The organism is Shewanella loihica PV-4 (assembly GCF_000016065.1).
Lineage (GTDB): Bacteria > Pseudomonadota > Gammaproteobacteria > Enterobacterales > Shewanellaceae > Shewanella > Shewanella loihica.
Genome location: NC_009092.1, coordinates 2,987,802 through 3,004,850 on the forward strand (window position 1 = coordinate 2,987,802; position 17,049 = coordinate 3,004,850).

The window sequence follows — 17,049 nt, forward strand, 5'->3', positions numbered from 1 at the left end:
TGAACAAATGAATTTATTACCTATCAGCCGCAAGGGAATCTTGATAGTTGCTTCTACTAAACTGGTTCTTTGAAAGGTCCTTGAAGGCCGCTATCTTCATGGCAACCTAACGCCTCTCCGATTTAACCTGATCATCTACAACTAGACATCACTTTTGTAGAATTAAGGTCTAGCGCTAAACGCTATCACTTAGTCTTTCTAATTGTATGCAACTGGTTGAAATTACGAACTCCCGATAAAAGTGGTAAAAAAATGTATTTAAGTAACAAAGTATCAGGCAGTGTCCAAGAATATGGCATTCAAAAAAAAGTGCCGATTGCTTGAAACGGGAGAAAACCTGTACTCAAAAAGCTTAATAATTAAAGGCTGTTAAGGTATAAATGAACCACCACTAAAGGGATTAAGAAGGTACAATGAAAAGACATGCTTCGTTATCGGCATGGTTGTTTGTAATCATGATTGTTGTTGGAATTGTCGGTGTGTTTTTCACCGGTTTTTTAGCCTTGAAAATATATCGTAAATATAGGCCCTTCCCAGAACCATCAGAGGAATATAGCTTACTTGCATACAAAAACATTCAAGCAGATGGCTTCTTTAAGACTTTTTTCGTCGGCGTACTGATAAGTTCACCGGTTCTTTATTATCTGATCACAGAGCTTTAAAACAGTTGTTATCGAATTAAATAACATCAAATCGAAGAGACGTTAGATGACTGGTGTAAACACGTTTTTGGCCTTCGAAATCATGAATGATTTCGCAGAGCCCACAGGGATGTGCTCGTGGCGTGCCAAAAAAGTGTTTGCACGATCCTCGCCGGACAGGCGTTAGGCTGCAGTTAAGACTCGACTTAAATCCCACTCAAAAGAACAATCCAGGTAAACGCAAACATTTAAAATTCCCCGAAGTAAGCAACGCCAAGTAAATCAAACACAACCTGAGAATGAAATCAGGGATTTCGCCCTCTCCTCCTACCAGCACCAAAATGTAATTAATTACACCCACCACGTTTGACATAATGAACACCGATTGGCAGACTGGTGGTCAACAAATGTGCTTTTTCACATTTTGCTATCCTTAAGAAAGGCGATAGCCAAGGCCTGTAGCGGCCTCACCAGGCTACACAGACGTCACGCATCGGGTGACATACCAATCGACCAAACGGGTGATCTATGCCAATAACACAGACTACAAGTGCTAAGAAATCCAAACCAATTATCTTGATGACCATGGGTCAGCAAGACAGGAACCAGCATCCCTACCAGGTGATGACCCACAAATATATGCAGCCGATTGTGGAGATCGCCGGGGCCATCCCGCTGCTGATGCCCACCTGTTTCGGCATAGAAGATGTAGACCGCTACCTGGATATGGTCGATGGCGTCTATCTCTCGGGCGCGGGCTCCAATATCGACCCTAGCCTCTATGGCCAGGAAAACCTCACCCCGGAAAAAAGCCAAGATGTAAATCGCGACACCGTCGATCTGGCCATCATAGCCGGCGCCCTCAAGCGTAAGTTGCCTATCTTAGGGATCTGCCGCGGCATGCAGGAGCTCAATATCGCACTGGGTGGCACCCTGTATCAGAAGGTCTATAGCGAGCCAGGTTTCGATGATCACCGTGAAGATCCACAGACCCCAAACCATGTGCAATATGGCCCAAGACACCCCATCAAGACGGTGCCCGGCAGTTGGCTGGCCAAGCTGATTGGCGATAAGACCATGGTCAACTCCCTCCACGGCCAGGGGATCTGTACCCTGGGCAAGGGGCTAGAGGCATTAGCCTATGGCGAAGATGGCCTGATCGAGGCGATCCATGGCCCGGACTATGGTCAGTTTATCCTCGGCGTACAGTGGCACCCCGAGTGGCAGGCTAATGACAACCCGGATTCAATCAAGCTGTTCCAGGCCTTCGGCAGCGCCTGTCGCGGCGAGGTCAGCTGGCAATCGGCCAACGACGCTAAATTAACCGCCTAATCGAACACGCCTTGTCTGTCATTTTGTGATCTAGACCGACTTTATTCCTCTCCCCCAACCGATATTTGGGCAAAAGCACAAATATCGGTTGCACATAAGTTAAATATTAGGAAGCTGGCACGAAGCCAGATTGTCCGATTCTCCGGATAATAGTGCCAGCCTGAAAACCCTTTGCTCCCGCGCTTGGAGCGAGTTAACGGGTCATCGCTAGATCAAACCAACAAATATAGCCAACAAATATAACCCAATACAGGGACACCCTATGAGCCTAGTACTGATCTTGATCGCCGTGATAGCCTTCATCGTTATCGCGACATCTAAATTTAAGCTTCACCCCTTCCTAACCCTCATTCTCGCCTCTTTCATCGCCGCCTTTGCCTACGGGCTACCCAGTGCCGATGTGGCAAAAACCATCACCTCCGGCTTCGGCGGTATCCTGGGCTATATCGGCCTGGTTATCGTGCTGGGTACCATCATAGGTACCATATTGGAGAAGAGCGGCGCGGCCATCACCATGGCCGACGTGGTGATTAAGGTGCTCGGAAAGCGCTTCCCGACCCTGACCATGTCGATCATAGGTTACCTGGTCTCCATCCCGGTATTTTGTGACTCGGGCTTCGTGATCCTTAACTCGCTCAAGCAGTCGATGGCCAACCGCATGAAGGTATCAAGCGTCTCCATGAGCGTCGCCCTGGCTACCGGCCTGTATGCTACCCACACCTTCGTGCCGCCAACGCCCGGCCCGATTGCCGCCGCGGGTAACCTGGGGCTGGAGTCAAACCTGGGTCTGGTCATAGGCGTGGGCATCTTCGTCGCCGCCGTCGCCGCCCTGGCAGGCATGTTATGGGCCAACCGCTTCGCTCATGTCGAGCCCGACGGTGAAGGTGCCGAGGAGCTAAAGAACAATGTGGAAGATTTCGAGCAGCTCAAGGCTGCCTACGGCGAGCTACCTAGCCCAGCCAAGGCATTTGCTCCCATCTTCGTGCCAATCTTGCTGATCTGCCTGGGCTCAATTGCCAAGTTCCCATCACAACCACTGGGTGATGGCGCCCTGTTCGATACCCTAGCCTTCCTGGGTCAACCGGTAAACGCCCTGATGATAGGCCTGTTCCTGTCACTGAGCCTGCTCAAGAGTCAGGATAAGATCAAAGAGTTTAGCGATCGCATCAGCCACGGCTTAGTGGTAGCAGCGCCTATCCTGTTGATCACAGGTGCTGGCGGTGCCTTCGGCGCCGTGCTCAAGGCAACCGAGATAGGTAACTTCCTCGGTAGCTCACTCTCGGCGTTAGGCATAGGCATCTTCATGCCGTTTATCGTCGCCGCGGCGCTAAAATCGGCCCAAGGCTCATCGACCGTAGCCCTGGTGGCCACCTCGGCCCTGGTAGCCCCTATGCTTGGCGATATCGGCCTTGCCAGCGACATGGGCCGGGTACTGACAGTGATGGCCATAGGTGCTGGCGCCATGACAGTCTCCCACGCCAACGACAGCTTCTTCTGGGTGGTGACTCAGTTTAGCCGCATGAGCGTGAAGCAGGCCTACAAGGCGCAAACCATGGCGACCCTTATCCAGGGTGTCACCGCCATGATCCTTGTCTACCTGCTGAGTCTCGTCCTACTCTAAGCTAAGCAAGCCGGCGCCATTGGCCTAGGCCTGGGCGCCGGACAACCCAACTCGTTTATTTCTGAAATGTCCTTCTCTCTTCACACAGGAAGCCTGCATGAAAATAGTCATCGCGCCCGATTCATATAAAGAAAGTTTGAGCGCCATGGAAGTCGCCACCGAGATAGCCCGGGGGTTTTGTGAGGTGCTTCCCGACGCCGAATATATCAAATTGCCGGTCGCCGACGGCGGCGAAGGCACGGTGCAATCTATGGTGGATGCCACCGGCGGCAAATTAGTCGAACTTAAGGTCACCGGCCCCCTGGGCAGTCAGGTGGATGCCCACTATGGCTTGCTGGGCCAGGAGGCGCCCGGACAGCGCACCGCGGTGATCGAGATGGCCTCGGCCTCTGGGCTGCACCATGTGCCGACCCTCTTGCGCGACCCTTTAGTCACCACCAGCTATGGCACGGGCGAGCTTATCTGTCATGCCCTCAACAGTGGCGTCACCCATCTGATCCTCGGCCTTGGCGGCAGCGCCACCAACGACGGCGGCGCCGGCATGCTACAAGCCCTGGGCGCGCACCTGCTGGACAATGAGGGCAAGCCCCTAAGGCCCGGCGGCGCGGCGCTTGAGCACCTCGCCAGTGTCGATATTGGCGAGCTGCATCCACGGCTTGCCCAGGTAGAGATTGAGGTCGCCTGCGACGTAGATAATCCACTGTGCGGCGACAAGGGGGCCTCGGCCATCTTCGGGCCGCAAAAAGGCGCCGATGAGATCATGGTCGCCAGATTAGACAATGCCCTTAGCCACTTCGCCGATATCACCAGCTCTGTTGGCCTCAAGGAGTGTCGCAACATGCCGGGCGCCGGCGCCGCGGGCGGTATGGGCTTTGCCATGCTCGCCTATCTGGGCGCCAAGTTAAGACCCGGCATAGATATCGTCATGGAGACGGTTAGGCTGAGCGAACATCTTAAGGGGGCGGATCTGGTCATCACGGGCGAAGGCCGCCTCGACAGCCAGACCCTGCATGGTAAGACCCCCATGGGCGTCACCCGCGAGGCCAATAAACAGGGGATCCCGGTTATCGCCATCGCCGGCTGCGTCAGCGAGGATGCCAATGTGCTGCTGGACCACGGCATAGACGCCCTGTTTTCCGTGACCCCCAGGGCCTTGCCGCTCGAGGAGGTGCTGGCCGGCGCCCGTCATAATCTCTATAGCTGCGCGGTCAATATCGCCCGTCTCTATCGTCTGGGGCGTTAGCTGCCGCTCCGATTTGACCTAAATGCCCTGACGCCGCCTTGGCTCGGGGCTTTTTACTATCAGTACGTATAATAAGCTCAAGAACGGTCTCTAATAAGCCAGTCGCCCGCCAGCCATTTCACTTTTCCCCTTGATGCGGTATAAAGCTTACAGTAAAGTTAGCTCCCTTTTTCGATCGCCTGTTTTTTCTATTTCAAAACAGACACAAGTTAAGCGACGCGCCTCGATGACATCAAAACAGACACGACAAGCGACCGCCTCTGAAGAGGCCTTGATGCGTATTTTCACTCTGCCCGAGGCACCGAATTCGACCCTGGGTAAGATAGAGAAAAACCTGTCGGAAAACCTGATGGGCTTCCTCAAAGAGAGTATCGTCGCAGTCGAGAAGCCGCTGACCGAAATAGAAAAAGATTTCCAGGCCTACCAGATCCCCACAGCCCCCAGCTTCGTCTCCGACTATGCCGAGCAGATGATGCAGACCCTGATCGCCCACAGCGTGCACACCTCGGCTCCCAGCTTCATAGGTCATATGACCTCGGCCCTGCCCTATTTCGTGCTGCCACTGTCGAAGATGATGGTGGGACTCAACCAAAATCTGGTGAAGATAGAGACCTCCAAGGCCTTCACGCCGCTGGAGCGCCAGGTGCTGGGGATGATGCACCACATGGTCTATGGCCAGACAGAAGAGTTCTACCAGAGCTGGATGCACAGCGCCAGTCACTCATTAGGCGCCTTCTGCTCCGGCGGCACGGTCGCCAACATCACGGCGCTGTGGATCGCCCGTAACCGTCTGTTAAAGCCGGACGGCGACTTCAAGGGGGTGGCCCAATCTGGCCTGATGCGAGCACTGCGCCACTACGGCTATGACGATCTGGCCATTCTGGTATCAACTCGAGGTCACTACTCCCTCGGCAAGGCCGCAGATCTGTTAGGCATAGGCCGCGACAACATCATCAGCGTGCCCTGCGCTAGCGATAACAAGGTAGATGTGGCCAAGATGCGCGAAGCGGCCGAGCAGTTAGCCGAGCAGAACATCAAGGTGATGGCGATTGTCGGCGTGGCCGGCACCACGGAGACAGGTAATATCGACCCGCTCGATGAGCTTGCGAATCTCGCCGAGCAGCTGGGTTGCCACTTCCATGTGGATGCCGCCTGGGGTGGTGCCAGCCTGCTGTCGAGCAAGTATCGCCACCTGTTAGCCGGCATAGAGCGCGCCGACTCAGTCACTATCGATGCCCACAAGCAGATGTACGTGCCCATGGGCGCAGGTATGGTGCTATTTAAAGACCCGGAATTTGCCAACGCCATCAAACACCACGCCGAATATATTCTGCGTAAGGGCTCGAAAGATCTGGGTAGCCAGACGCTGGAGGGGTCACGTCCCGGCATGGCCATGCTGGTTCATGCCTGCTTACAGATCATCGGCCGCGACGGCTATGAGATCTTAATCAACAACAGCCTGGAGAAGGCGCGTTACTTCGGCGAGCTGATCGCCGCTCAGGACGATTTTCAGCTGGTTTCCAGGCCTGAGCTCTGCCTGCTGACCTACCGCTATGTGCCAGCCAAGGTGCAGGCGCAGCTCAATGAGGCGGTCGCAGCCGGTGACGCGGCCCGTGTGAGCGAGATTAATGCATTGCTTGACGGCCTGACAAAGTTTATCCAGAAGCGCCAACGTGAGCAGGGAAAATCCTTCGTCTCCCGTACCCGCATCATTCCAGCCAATAACCTGGAGCAGACCTCTGTGGTGTTCCGCGTGGTACTGGCCAACCCTTTGACCAGTAATGAGATCTTACAGCAGGTATTGGATGAGCAGCGCGACATCGCCAAGCTAGACGACCGCTTCCTGCCTAAGCTGCTGGCCCTATAGTTTTTCAATAGCTCAATCTAGAAAGTGCAATCGAGCACGCTCACTCGATAAATCTGCCCCTGTCTACCTCGGATGGCAGGGCGCAGGCTCTGCGACCAAGCAGACGATAACGCCGGTTAGCTATCAACCGATAGCCCCAGTCTCGCAGGCCCCTGGGCAGCACTTTCAATATCCTTAACAGGGGCCAGAGGCCATCGAGCTTGCTTGCCACCGCCAGCGCCGCCTCGCTCTGGGCTAACACGCCCTGCTCATCAAGCAGATAAAAGCTGCTGAGATCCTCAAGGTCCACGTTTATCCCACGATTTGCCAACAGCCGCTGGGCCGTCTCGCTCTGAATCGAGGCGAATTTGAAATGCTCGCGCCTGTCGCGCCTGACGATAAAGCGCACCGCGCCGTGGCACAGGTTACAGCTGCCATCGAAGATCACTAAAGGATAGCGATCCCCCAGCTGGGCTCTGTCCTCAATGTCAGTGTGTTGATTGTTAATTCGCTGACTCCTCGTTTTTGCCACTTTCTCGACTTTCGACTCACAACGTTCTCTGCTCTCGACTCGTTGCCTAAGCTATCAGCTATCAGCTATCAGTTCTCAGGACTTGGAAAGCCTTTGCGCTCGCCTCTTACCTGAGTGTACCACCCAAGTCGCCATAATCTGCTTTAGTTCATTTCAAACAGAGGCCAATTTTGTACAAAAACAGTCAACTCATTTAGGCTATGATGGCTAAGAGCCGATACAAACCAGTGACGAACCAGAACTATTGAGTACTAACCACTGAGCATCGGCCTCTCGACGCGAGTATAAAGAGATTGCCCAAACACCCATGAAGTCACCAGCAACTGAGTCAACAACCAAGCATGCCGCTGATCCCCAACGTCTCGGCCGTAAATCGGCAAAGGCCCAAGCAATAGCCCGAGAAAAGCAGCAGACAAAAGAGCAGGCCAACTTCAGCCTGGCAAAGGAGCTGGGCGGCATAGAGCTACTGGATGCCAGTTACCATCAGCAAAACTTCTCGCGCCACAGCCACGAGGGCTATACGGTGGGCGTTATCGAAACCGGCGCCCAACGTTTCTATCGCACCGGCGGCGATCACACGGCGCCTCAGCATAGCATCATATTGGTAAACGCAGATGAGGTGCATAACGGCCGCTCGGCCACAGACTTTGGCTGGTCCTATCGCGCCATGTATCCGCTGCCGCAGCAATTTGCCAGAGTCCACGATGAGCTAGGCGGTAAGGCTGGCGACGCGCCCTATTTTCCCGAGCCTGTGGTGCACGACAAGCCATTAGCAGAGCTGTTACGCCTCACCTTCGACACATTAAGTAGCTCTGATAATGCCCTGCTACGTGAGAGTCTTATCTACACCAGCCTGGCGCGCCTGATGTCCCATCATGGCGCAAGTCGCCCGGTCGAGAAGTCGCTGCGGCCAACGGCGCACCTGGCACTGGTAAAGCAGTTTCTGGATGATATGCCCACCGCCGATGTCTCCCTCGATGCGCTGGCCAAACTGGCGGGCCTTAGCCCCTTCTATCTGATCAAGCAGTTCCAGCGCCAGTATGGCCTGCCACCCCACGCCTACCAGATCCAGGGGCGTATTCGATTGGCCAAACAGATGATCCGCCAGGGATGCAAGCTGCTGGAGGTGGCGCTAGCCTGTGGTTTTCACGATCAGAGTCACCTCAATCGTCACTTCAAACGCGCCATGGGCGTCACCCCGGGCCAGTATGCCAGAGAGGTCGAAGACTGTAGGGCAAGAGGCTAATAGCTCAATGGGCAAAGCAAGACAGAAAAAAAGCAGCGCAACAATGTACAAGCCAGGTGCGCCCTTTTCTAGTAAGGTCGAATAATCCCTGAATCAAAACCAGCTAAGATGACACGCGAACCTCAACCAGACTCGAATAAGCCTTTGCCTAACTCGGCCGCCGAAAGCCCAGATGCCGGAAGCCCAGATGCAAACAGCGCTAATACCGAAAATGCTATGCTCGACAACGAAAGCCTAGGTAACGAAAGAATAGGCAATGCATCACCAATGCGTGCGGCGCTCAAGGGGGCGTTGGCCATCTCGCCCCTAACACTTGCAGTCGTTCCCTGGGGCATACTCGCAGGTTCTTTTGCCATAGACGCCGGGCTCACGCCATTGCAAAGCCAGGCCATGTCGGCGCTGGTCTTCGCCGGTGCGGCGCAGCTAGTGGCGCTTGGGATGATCAAGGCGGGGATTGGCCTTGCCAGCATATTAATCACCACCTTGCTGATCACCTCGCGCCACCTGCTCTATGGCATGGCGATGCGCCCACAGATCAGCCCACTGCCGCTAAGGTGGCGACTCACCCTGGGCTTTCTGCTCACCGATGAGCTGTTTGCCATCGCCAACCTAGGCAAACAACGCAGCCTTGATCCCTGGTTCGCCTTCGGCGGCGGCTTTAGCTTCTATCTAGGATGGAACCTGGCCACGGCAATGGGGATAACCCTGGGCCATAAGATAGAGAATCTGGACGCCTTGGGGCTGGATTTCGCCATCGCCGCCACCTTCATCGCCATTGTGGTGCCTGCGGTGAAACGCCCCTCAATCCTAGTGTGTGTGCTGGTCGCCATGGTGGCCAGTGTGGTGTGCGCCCTGATGGAGCTGCAGGCGGGGCTGCTTATCGCCTCCTTGACCGGCATGGCTTGCGGCCAGCTCTACGCAAAACTCAGCGGTGAATCTTGGAGGCAGGCATGATGATCTGGCTTACTATGCTCGCCATGACGGCGGTGATCTTCCTCAGTCGTTACCTGTTTCTCGAGCCGAAACTGCCACTGCGCCTGAGTAAAAATACCCTGCAGTTTCTTGGATATTCCGCGCCTGCAGTGCTAACCGCCATCGCCGCTCCCATACTCTTCGTACGCGACCAGCAACTGGCGATCACATTCGATAACAGCTACCTCATCTGCGGCTTAGTGGCCGTATTACTGGCCTACTTTACCCGCAACACACTGCTGACCGTGCTGGTGAGTATGGCGCTGTTTTTCATCATACATTAGGGAGAAATTAAGATGGCGGTAACCTGTCACGTGAAATACATCATCGACCCGGATAAGCTGAATAAGTTTGAGCACTATGCCAGACTCTGGCTACCTTTGGTGGCCAAGTTTGGTGGGCAACATCACGGCTACTTCCTGCCCAGCGAGGGGGCCAACGATGTCGCCTTGGCGCTATTCAGCTTTCCGTCACTGGCCAGCTACGAGCAATACCGCGAGGCCTCAGTGCATGACAAAGAATGTATCGCCGCCTTCGAGTACGCCAAGCAGCACAAGTTTATCCGCCGCTATGAGCGCAGCTTCATGCGCCCGCTGCTGCCGGAATAATTTTATATACCGATGGAAAGACCGCTAACACTCGCCATATTGCGCCTGCATCATGGCGATATAATCTGGCATCTCCTGGCCCGGCGTGTGCTGAAAATGGCTGCCAAGGGGCAAGACGCCCACGATGCGATCGACCCGAAAGTTACGAAAATCACCGCGCAGCTCGCACCAGGCAAGTAGTGTCCAGACCCCTTGCCAGTAATAGAGCGCGAGGGGGCGAACCTGGCGCTCGCTACTGCTTTGCTTCCCATCTTGATAACTCAATAGAATATATTCTCGCTCCCGGGACGTCCTGCGCAGCAGGTCGAGAAAGGAGAACAGCTGCCCCTCACTGTAAAAATCGGGGGCAAACATCAAAGATTGATAGGCCTTGAGCCGCTCGGGCAACACGGCCTCGACCTTGATCATCGCCTGCTTGGCGGCGCTTGCCAGCTCGTGGCCCCCCTGGGCCTGCACCATACGCATCCCCACCTGTATCGCCTCCAGCTCCTGCTCGTTAAACATCAGTGGCGGTACATTCACCTCCTGGCGCAGCAGATAGCCGACGCCGGCCTCCCCTTCAATGGGGATCCCCGACAGGCAGAGATCCTGAATATCCCGATAGATGGTACGGCTAGAGACCTCGAGTCGCTCCGCCAGCTGCTTAGCCGTGGTGAGGCGTCTGTGTCTGAGAATTTGTACGATTTGAAATAGGCGATCGGCGCGGCGCATGACTTACCTGAATTGGCCGCCCCTTGGACGGCCCGTGGTGATTATGACTGGACGTTGTTAAATCCAGGCTTAACTAGACGTTGGCTAGACCTCTATCTATCTAGACCTCGACGTGGACGCCGATATAAATATCGACGCTGTCAGGCTCGGCGTAGCACTCAAAATCGGTCAGGTACTGGCGACGATAGGGGCAATCGGGGCGCTGAAAATAAGCCCAGATCTGCTGCCAGAGTGAAATCACCGCCTGGGGCATCTCTCCCGTGGCGCTGAAACAGAGGTAGTTACCGCCCTCTAAGGTGAGCGGCGTTAACTTGTCGTCATGCTCTATGGTGCCCGCCTCGACCGCCGTCATCAGGCTATAGTCGCCATCCATGTCGCTGGCATAGTCGTAATAGACCCCATACACAGGCAACTTACCGAAGATCTGCTCGCCATACTGCCCCATGAAGGCCTGCCAGAGGGGGGCGATTTTTTGCGTCGCCGCTTCAGACTCGGCTCCATTGTTGGTACGAACACTCATGCCGACCAGTGACTTGGGGGCGAGGTTTATCGTCTTCATCTCAATTCCTTCTGTTATATCCTTTGCTTGAATAGCTTGAATTGCATAGCTTGCAAGCGCCGCGGCGCTTGCGTTAACCCTATCAGCTGTAGCTAATGAGTCAGAACTTTAAATGCGCTGGGACATGAGTCCACTAGCCTTTCAGACTCGGTGCCCAGAGGCCGACGCGATTGCCTTCGCTATCGACGATGACGCAGCTATAGCCGCACTCCCCTTCCTTGATAGCCATGACAGGCAAAGCGATTTCGACACCACTGCGCTCCAGCCTCTCCGCCAACGGCGCCAGGTGATCGCTAAGGTGCAGATAGAGGATGCTGCCGGCTCCACTTGGGCGCATCATATCATGTTTTACCAGGGCGATGCTGGCCGCCTGGGGCGCCTCAGTCTCTAGTATGGCCATCTCCATGCCAAACATCTGCTCATCGCGAAAACGCACCCCGAACTGAGTCTGGTAGAAGGCCTTGGCCCGCGCCATATCCTCGACGGCGATCTCGCCCCAGACTAAAGGTGCCTGTTGTAAAGGTGCCTGGTGTAACACTTGCGGTTCTTGCATCTTGCTCTCCTTAATCGGCCGAATGCGACGCTCAACCCTGAGCGTCTCCCTCACTCGGTCAGTAAGAAGAGCTTAACGCCCCCCTACTGACAGCCTAGTGTCAGTAGGCTGTCAATCGGTTAGCAAACCATGACTCGCCTCCTAGCTTTAGGCTTTAGGCGTTAGGCGTTAGGCGTTAGGCAAGCCCGCCTGATGCCGGGAGACAAATTCCGCCATCGCGGCCTCGGCGCGGCGCTGCACATCCGCAAGCCCCTCCTGCTCGCCAAAAGGCTCGACCACCTCGTAATAGCACTTTACCTTAGGCTCTGTGCCCGAGGGGCGCACTATCACCCTAGCGTTGCCTTGCAGACGATAGATGAGCACGTCGCTGCGAGGCAGGTCGATCGTCTCTTCGCGGCCATCGGCAAAACGGCGCACGCCCAGGCTGATGTCATCCACAGACACCAGGGCCCTACCGGCAATCTCGCTGGGATCTAATGCCCTTAGCTGCTCGCCTATGGTGGGCGCACCTGGCTCACCGCTGAGGGCGATACTCACCTGACGGTTGAGATAATAGCCATATTGACGATAGATGGTCTCTAGCCTGTCCCACAGGGTCTCCCCCTTGGCGGCCAGCTCAGCAGTGAGCTGCACGAAGGCGACCAAGGCTGATAGACCATCCTTGTCCCACACCATGCTGCCAACCGTGTAGCCGAGCGCCTCTTCGTAGGCGAACAGGAAGCGGTTCTCCTGAGTCTGTTTGCTCATGCCGACGTTGGTCAGCCACTTAAAGCCTGTGAGTGTGGTCTCGCAGCGGGCGCCGCAAGCCTCACTGATGCGAGTCAGCAAACTGGAGGAGACTATGGTGCAGCAAAGCAGTCGCTGATCATCACTGGCGTGGGAGAGCAGATAATGGCCCAGCAAGACCCCCACCTGATCTCCGGTCAGCATCTGATAGGCCTCAGAGGCCAGCATCTCTGGCGTGGCAGCGGGTTTACGCACCGCCACCGCGAAACGGTCGGCGTCTGGATCGTTGGCGCAGGCCAGCATGGCACCATGCTTGTGAGCCTCGGCCATCACCAGAACCATGGCGCCTGCCTCTTCAGGGTTGGGGAAGTTCACCGTGGGGAAGTCACCGTCTGGCTCACGCTGGGCCGCCACCGAATAGACCTGTGTAACCCCGATATCCTTAAGCAGGGTCTCGGCCATTTCGGCGCCGACCCCATGCATGGCGGTGTAGGCCAGGCTCACCAGCTCGGGACGGGCGGGGCTTTGCAGCACCTCTGCGTTTAACACGCCCTGACGATAGGCCTGATAGTAATCCTCCTCGAGCATCACCAGCTTACCAGTCTCAACTGCCGTTTCCAGCGGCAACATATCCACCGGCGAGTTGGCCGCCAGCTCGATACGGGCCGCGATGCCGGTATCATGGGGCGGAATGATCTGCGCGCCATTACCCCAGTAAACCTTATAGCCATTGTACTGCGGCGGATTGTGACTGGCGGTCACCACTATGCCGGCCGCCGCCCCTAGATGCAGAACGCCGAAGGCCACCAGAGGAGTCGGCGCCACCTTGCTGGTGAGGAACACCTTGAAACCCGCGGCGGTAAGCACGCTGGCGGCGTCCTCGGCAAACTGCTTGGAGTCGTGACGGCCATCGTAGCCGATGACAACGCCGCGACTCACTGCATTTTCCACCTGAGCCTTGAGGTATTCGGCGACCCCCTTGGAGGTCTGCTGCACCACCAGACGGTTCATCCGCATGGGACCTGCGCCCACCACGCCGCGAATGCCCGCGGTACCAAAGGTGAGACGACCGGCGAACCTTGCGACCAGCTCCTCTTGCGCCCCCTGATCGACCAGGGCCTGGATCTCTGCGCGACTCTTGGCGTCGCTATCGAGACTCAACCAATGTTTTATCCTTGCCTGTATCTGTGTTTGCATAATGCCTCCGCTGCACCAGTTTCCCTTAACAGTATGTCTGCCTGAAGGGGTTAACAAGTGAATTTGCATTAAAGATTCATTATATAAACTATAGAAGAAACACCCGGATGCCCCAATTGAGGTGACCTGTTTCTAGCGCCGATTTAGCTGTCAAAGAGGCGGCCTCCCCCTAGATGGTCGCCAGCACCAGAATGGGCGCGTCGATAGCGAAGATAAAACGTCTTAGCGAAAGCCTAAGGAATATAGCTCAGCTGATTCTTACCCTGATCTTTAGCCTGATACAGGGCCATATCGGCGCGCCTAAGGGTATCCTGGTAGGAGGTATCGCCCGCCTTTATCCCTGTCATCCCCAGGCTGATGGTGGCCAGTAGCTCATCTTCGGCCAGGGTAGATAAGGCGCGATTGAAGCTCTGATGCAGCGCCTCGACCATGGCCATCGCCTGGGTCGGCAGCAGACCCGGCAAGACCACCACAAACTCATCACCACCGAAGCGGTAGGCATAGTCTGTCTTACGAAACTCGCGGCGGCAGATCTCGGCTACGGCCAGGATGTTCTCATCCCCCTTATGGTGGCCCTTGGCATCGTTGATCTGTTTCAGGTTATCGATATCCAGCATCAATATGGTGGTTGGCATCCCCTGCTCGCTGAAGTTGTCGAAATGCAGGGCAAAGTCACGCTCGAGACGGCGACGATTATAAAGGCCGGTCAGCTGGTCCGTATCGCTCAGTTCCCTGAGCCTTAACTCCAGCTCGTGCCGCTTAGAGATATTACTGGCGACCCAGAGCACTACCTCTTCGCCGTCGACGCGAAAATCCAGCGCCTGAATTCGCCCCTCAAACCAGATTGGCGCCACCGGCCCCTCGTCGGGCAGCCCCTTCACATCCTTGTTGCTCAGCTCATATTCTTCGATCAGCAGGTGGCGGGTCGAGAGTGCCCTGTCAATGGTTTGCAGAAACCAGGCTGCCTTGGCGGGCTTGATCACCTCATGGAGGTAGGCACCTATGAGGCCACGACCATCGTGATAGTAGCGCGCATCGCTGCCGCCGAAGACGGCCACATATTTGCCGCTACTGGACAAAATAAACGCCGGATCCGGCAGTGCCTCTAGCACGGCGACCATCTGCTCATTTGCGATCATAACCACCCCATCAATGCAGCCTGACTCACTCTCATTACACCCTATTTGACGCCAAATCGACAAGAATAGCCAGACAAATCAATATACTTAATCGAACCACAATTCAGGTTCGCTTAGCAGGTTCTTACTGGTCTGTGACAAAAATGGATTATCCAGGCGAAACACACGTCGCTCGGTCAGCCTAGCCCGCCCCAACATACCTTCTGTGATGGCATGATGATAAAAAAGTTCATCGAAGCTGCCATCGCTCAACGCCGCGCGCAGGCCATATTCGATCCGCTCCGACAGCGCCAGATTATCAGGGCTAACGAAGAAATAGAGGGGCGCGGGATAGACGATGACGAACTGAGTATCCACCATCAGCTTTGGTCTGTCGGCAATCTCGTCCCAGGGCTCATGAAGCGCCCGCAGAAAATAGTCGAAGCGCCCCTTCTCCAGCATGGTCAACAGGCTGTGGGCCGCGCCCCTTACCAAGGTAAAGCCCTGACGCTGCAAGATGTCGCTATCTGGCCAGTCGCTGCCCTGGCCTACGGGTATCCTCTGGAGCTCTTCTATCTGGGTGATGTTGGCGAAACGGGCCTCATCTTCGGTGCGTATGATGGCGATACGATGACCCATCAGTCCCTTGAGCAGGGGAAAGTAAACCGCGCGCAGCTGCCGCTCCCGGCTGATGCTGGTCATGGTCCACACCACATCCAGCTTGCCCTGCTCCACCAGCTTGATGGTGCGCCCCTGGGGCATATCCATCTCCACCGGCAGCAGGCGATAGTCGCCATATTGATCTTGGCTCTTCTCCATGGCCAGGCGTAGCAGGTCGATATAGTAGCTCTGTTTGGGATCAACAAAATGGGTCGACAGGTTGTAGCGCACCTCAGTCACCTCGGCCCGCGCCACAGCTGTCGTTATGAGACAGGTGGTTATGAGACTGGTAGTTATGAGACAAGCAGTAAACGAGCAAGCTTTTCTCAGACAAACGAATGTCTTGCACGCCATCGCACTTTGCACCATCTCGCTCCTCCCTGATCCCACTGCCTTGAGTATAGCAGCCGATGCTGAGATAGAGAGCAGAGGGAGAGAACAGAGGGAGAGAGCCAAGAGCAGATCTTAACCAATGACAACAAGGCCAAGCGTCGGGCGCCGCAAAAGGGGAAAAATAGTGTAAACTGACGGGGTTTTTCGCCCAAGAGCTCTCTAGTACGTAAAGCTAAGCCGTAAAAGATAAACCGCAAAAGATAAGCACCTAGAAGATAAGCCTGCCATGCAACCAGACTCCAAGCTAAGCCCTATCGAACATCACCTCAATGTCAGCCAGACAGAGACGGACGCCTGCACCCTGCTGGCCGAGGCGAGCCAGCTTTCCAAGCAGGAGATTAAACAGGCGATGGCCAAGGGCGCCGTGTGGCTCACGAGGGGAAAATACACTCAGCGTCTACGCCGAGCCAAGAAACCGCTTAAGCTTGGGGATCAGCTGCACCTCTACTACAACCCTAAGGTACTGGCTCAGCAGGTAGAGGATGCCCAGCTGATTCTGGATAAGGGCGAATACAGTATCTGGTACAAGCCCTACGCCATGTTGTGTCAGGGCTCAAAATGGAGCGATCACACCACCATCAACCGCTTCGTCGAGACTCATCTCACGCCCCAGCGCCCCGCCTTTATCATCCACCGTCTGGACAGGGCGGCGACGGGATTGGTGATCATAGGCCACAGCAAAACGATTACGGCGGCGCTCGCGGCCCAGTTCGAGCATCGCGAGCTGGACAAACAGTACAGGGTGATCGTCAAAGGGGAGTTTCCCAAGGCCACACGCACCATCACCACTGAGGTGGACGGCAAGCCGGCGTGTTCCCATGCCAGTCTGGTGGAATACGACAGTGAGCTGGATATGTCCCTGGTGCAGGTAAAGATAGAGACGGGCCGCAAGCATCAGATCCGCATCCATATGGCCAGCATAGGCTTTCCCGTGGTGGGTGACAGACAACATGGCGGCGCCGAGACCGGCGATGTGAATCTGCAGCTCACCGCCTGCTTTTTGGATTTCACCTGCCCCCTAAACCAACAGCCTCTGCATGTGGCACTCCCCGAGGCGCTGCAGCCCAGCCTAGCAGCACTTAAGGTTTGAG

The 17,049-nt window shown here is 55.6% G+C and carries 17 protein-coding genes; 10 read left to right on the forward strand and 7 right to left on the reverse strand.

Annotated elements, in window-relative coordinates; all coding sequences use genetic code 11:
• Nucleotides 1-413 precede the first annotated feature (413 nt).
• The 5 genes from SHEW_RS13105 to panP all read left to right on the forward strand — a co-directional run bounded on the left by SHEW_RS13105 (nt 414) and on the right by panP (nt 6,704).
• Entirely contained in the window at nt 414-662 is a 249-nt protein-coding gene (locus tag SHEW_RS13105; RefSeq protein ID WP_041406665.1) for a hypothetical protein, read from the forward strand.
• Nucleotides 663-1,169: 507 nt separating this feature from the next.
• Nucleotides 1,170-1,973, forward strand: a complete 804-nt coding sequence (locus SHEW_RS13110; protein ID WP_011866329.1) for a gamma-glutamyl-gamma-aminobutyrate hydrolase family protein — start codon at nt 1,170-1,172, stop codon at nt 1,971-1,973.
• Nucleotides 1,974-2,235: 262 nt separating this feature from the next.
• A complete protein-coding gene (locus SHEW_RS13115; protein WP_011866330.1) occupies nt 2,236-3,594 on the forward strand; it encodes a GntP family permease in 1,359 nt (452 codons plus the stop codon).
• Between the two features lie 97 nt (nt 3,595-3,691).
• Entirely contained in the window at nt 3,692-4,837 is a 1,146-nt protein-coding gene (locus SHEW_RS13120) for a glycerate kinase (protein ID WP_011866331.1), read from the forward strand.
• A 226-nt stretch (nt 4,838-5,063) separates the two neighbouring features.
• Nucleotides 5,064-6,704, forward strand: coding sequence for a pyridoxal-dependent aspartate 1-decarboxylase PanP (gene panP, locus SHEW_RS13125; protein WP_011866332.1), 1,641 nt, complete (start codon nt 5,064-5,066; stop codon nt 6,702-6,704).
• 40 nt (nt 6,705-6,744) lie between these two features.
• Here panP and SHEW_RS13130 read toward each other — a convergent pair whose 3' ends face one another.
• Entirely contained in the window at nt 6,745-7,215 is a 471-nt protein-coding gene (locus SHEW_RS13130; RefSeq protein WP_011866333.1) for a thiol-disulfide oxidoreductase DCC family protein, read from the reverse strand.
• Between the two features lie 307 nt (nt 7,216-7,522).
• Here SHEW_RS13130 and SHEW_RS13135 point away from each other — a divergent pair, with 307 nt between their 5' ends.
• From SHEW_RS13135 to SHEW_RS13150, 4 genes are all read left to right on the forward strand, one after another.
• Complete coding sequence (locus SHEW_RS13135) at nt 7,523-8,461, forward strand: helix-turn-helix transcriptional regulator (protein WP_011866334.1); 939 nt, start codon at nt 7,523-7,525, stop codon at nt 8,459-8,461.
• A gap of 216 nt (nt 8,462-8,677) precedes the next feature.
• A complete protein-coding gene (locus tag SHEW_RS13140) occupies nt 8,678-9,415 on the forward strand; it encodes an AzlC family ABC transporter permease (protein WP_011866335.1) in 738 nt (245 codons plus the stop codon).
• Nucleotides 9,415-9,717 carry an AzlD domain-containing protein gene (locus tag SHEW_RS13145; RefSeq protein WP_041407304.1) on the forward strand — a complete coding sequence of 101 codons (303 nt, stop codon included), beginning with the start codon at nt 9,415-9,417 and terminating at the stop codon, nt 9,715-9,717. The genes SHEW_RS13140 and SHEW_RS13145 overlap by 1 nt, the downstream gene beginning before the upstream one ends.
• Before the next feature lie 12 nt (nt 9,718-9,729).
• Complete coding sequence (locus SHEW_RS13150) at nt 9,730-10,041, forward strand: NIPSNAP family protein (RefSeq protein WP_011866337.1); 312 nt, start codon at nt 9,730-9,732, stop codon at nt 10,039-10,041.
• Between the two features lie 24 nt (nt 10,042-10,065).
• On the opposite strand, the gene SHEW_RS13155 is transcribed toward SHEW_RS13150, so the two are convergent.
• From SHEW_RS13155 to SHEW_RS13180, 6 genes are all read right to left on the reverse strand, one after another.
• Entirely contained in the window at nt 10,066-10,752 is a 687-nt protein-coding gene (locus SHEW_RS13155; RefSeq protein ID WP_011866338.1) for a helix-turn-helix transcriptional regulator, read from the reverse strand.
• 100 nt (nt 10,753-10,852) lie between these two features.
• Nucleotides 10,853-11,311 (reverse strand): GyrI-like domain-containing protein, encoded by a 459-nt coding sequence (locus SHEW_RS13160; RefSeq protein ID WP_011866339.1) that lies wholly within the window; start codon nt 11,309-11,311, stop codon nt 10,853-10,855.
• A gap of 133 nt (nt 11,312-11,444) precedes the next feature.
• Nucleotides 11,445-11,864 (reverse strand): VOC family protein, encoded by a 420-nt coding sequence (locus SHEW_RS13165; protein WP_011866340.1) that lies wholly within the window; start codon nt 11,862-11,864, stop codon nt 11,445-11,447.
• A gap of 168 nt (nt 11,865-12,032) precedes the next feature.
• Complete coding sequence (locus SHEW_RS13170; protein ID WP_011866341.1) at nt 12,033-13,787, reverse strand: phospho-sugar mutase; 1,755 nt, start codon at nt 13,785-13,787, stop codon at nt 12,033-12,035.
• Between the two features lie 233 nt (nt 13,788-14,020).
• Entirely contained in the window at nt 14,021-14,926 is a 906-nt protein-coding gene (locus SHEW_RS13175; protein WP_011866342.1) for a GGDEF domain-containing protein, read from the reverse strand.
• Between the two features lie 87 nt (nt 14,927-15,013).
• A complete protein-coding gene (locus tag SHEW_RS13180) occupies nt 15,014-15,820 on the reverse strand; it encodes a substrate-binding periplasmic protein (RefSeq protein WP_223294715.1) in 807 nt (268 codons plus the stop codon).
• A gap of 364 nt (nt 15,821-16,184) precedes the next feature.
• Between SHEW_RS13180 and SHEW_RS13185 the strand changes: the two genes are divergently transcribed.
• Nucleotides 16,185-17,048, forward strand: a complete 864-nt coding sequence (locus SHEW_RS13185; protein WP_011866344.1) for an RluA family pseudouridine synthase — start codon at nt 16,185-16,187, stop codon at nt 17,046-17,048.
• Nucleotide 17,049 lies beyond the last annotated feature (1 nt).